The 2,111-nt window shown below is 70.5% G+C and carries 2 protein-coding genes; both read left to right on the top strand.

Features of this window, described 5'->3' with window-relative positions:
- A partial coding sequence (locus ACWGI8_RS43365; RefSeq protein WP_453669025.1) for an ABC transporter permease subunit occupies nt 1-1,317 on the top strand: 1,317 nt, incomplete at its 5' end.
- A partial coding sequence (locus ACWGI8_RS43360) for a carbohydrate ABC transporter permease (protein ID WP_453669023.1) occupies nt 1,314-2,111 on the top strand: 798 nt, incomplete at its 3' end. The genes ACWGI8_RS43365 and ACWGI8_RS43360, both read left to right, overlap by 4 nt.

Here is a 2,111-nt window from a genome sequence, read left to right as displayed (position 1 = left end):
GGAGCCGCGAACCCCCGCCGCCGCGCCCAGCGGCGCCGGCGGGTCATCGCCCTGGTCTTCGTGCTGCCGGCACTGCTGTTGCTCGGCGCACTCGTCGTCTACCCCGTGCTGTTCTCGGTGGGCCGCAGCTTCTTCGACGCTGGCGGTACCCGCTTCGTCGGCGGCGAGAACTACACCCAGATGTTCCGCGACCCGGCGACCCTCAAGGCCATCCGCAACAGCGCCATCTGGGTCGTCGTCGCCCCGACCCTGCTCACCGGGCTCGGACTGATCCTCGCCGTGCTGGTGGAGAAGGTCCGCTGGGCCACCGCGTTCAAGCTGCTGCTGTTCATGCCGATGGCGGTCTCCTTCCTCGCGGCCGGCATCATCTTCCGCCTCGCGTACGAGGAGGACCCCGACAAGGGCGTACTGAACGCCGCGGTCGTCGGTGTGCACGACACGTTCACGGGCACGTCCTCGTATCCGACCGCCCGCGCCCGGGACGGCCAGGGTCTGGCCAAGGGCCCGGACGGGTCGTACACGACGGCCGAAGCGGTGTCGCCCGGCACCACGGTCAGCCTCGGACTCGTCGGCGTGAAGCCGAAGGAGCTGCCCGCCGGCGCGGAACCCGCGTACGAGGCGGCCTCCCGGAAGGCGGCCGGGCGCGAGCTGCTCGGCGTCGCCTACCTGGACTTCACGCCGGGCGGGGGCGGTGAACAGGGCCGGGTCGACACGGCCGAGAGCGGACTGCCGGGGATGACGGTCGAGGCGGTGCGGGACGGCAGGACGGTCGCCACCGTCACCACCGCGGCCGACGGTTCCTTCCGCTTCCCGGCTCTCGACCCGGGCGCGTACACCGTGCGGCTGCCCGCGAAGAACTTCGCCCAGCCCTACGAGGGTGTCTCCTGGCTCGGCCCGGCCCTGGTCACCCCGGCCATCATCGGCGCGTATCTGTGGATCTGGACCGGCTTCGCCATGGTGCTCATCGGCGCCGGGCTGTCCTCGCTGCCGCGCGATGCGCTGGAGGCGGCCCGGATGGACGGCGCGAACGAGTGGCAGGTCTTCCGCAGGATCACCGTGCCCCTGCTCGCGCCGATCCTGACCGTGGTCTTCGTGACCCTGGTGATCAACGTGATGAAGGTCTTCGACCTCGTCTACATCATCGCGCCGGGTCCGGTGCAGGAGGACGCCACGGTGCTGGCCACCCAGATGTGGCTGGTCTCCTTCGGCGGCGGCAACAACCAGGGGCTCGGCAGTGCGCTCGGCGTCCTGCTTCTGCTGCTGGTGATCCCCGCCATGGTCTTCAACGTCCGCCGCTTCCGCAGGAGTCAGTCATGACCGTCACCACCCCCGACCGGACCGTGGCGAAGGAGCCGGGAGCCGTCGCCGCGCCCCTGCGCCCGCGGTCCGGGGGCCGGCTCGGCCGCTGGCTCGGCAACGGTCTGGTCCAGGCGTTCCTGGTCGTCATCGGCCTCGTCTGGATCACCCCGCTCGCCGGGCTGCTGCTCTCCTCGATGCGCTCGGCGCAGGACAATGCGAGCAGCGGCTGGTGGACCACCCTGACCGGTCCCGGGCAGCTGTCCTTCGACAACTACTCGGCGCTGCTGGGCAACGCCGGGATCACCCAGGCGTTCTGGAACACCGTGCTGATCTCGGTGCCCGCGACCGCTCTGGTCATCGCCGTCGCGGCGCTCGCCGGATATGCCTTCGCCTGGCTGGAGTTCCCCGGCCGGGACTGGCTGTTCCTGCTCGTGGTGGCGCTGCTGGTGGTGCCGGTCCAGGTCGGTCTGCTGCCGGTCGCGAAACTCTTCGGTCAGCTGGGGCTGTTCGGCACGATCCCGGGTGTGGTGCTCTTCCACGTCGCGTACGGGCTGCCGTTCGCCATCTTCCTGCTGCGGAACTACTTCGCCGACATTCCGCGGGAGATGCTGGAGGCGGCGCGGATGGACGGCGGCAGCGAGTGGCGGATCTTCACCCGGCTGGTGCTGCCGGTGGGCCGCCCGGCCATCGCGAGCCTGGCGATCTTCCAGTTCCTCTGGGTGTGGAACGACATGCTGGTGGCGCTGCTCTTCGCCGACAGCTCCTCGCAGCCGCTCACCGTGGAGCTGCAGTCCCAGGTGCGCCAGTTCGGC

The sequence above is a fragment of the Streptomyces sp. NPDC054841 genome, assembly GCF_053611045.1.
The sequence above is the reverse complement of the archived record's forward strand: the minus strand, read 5'-3'. Positions and strand labels throughout refer to the sequence as shown.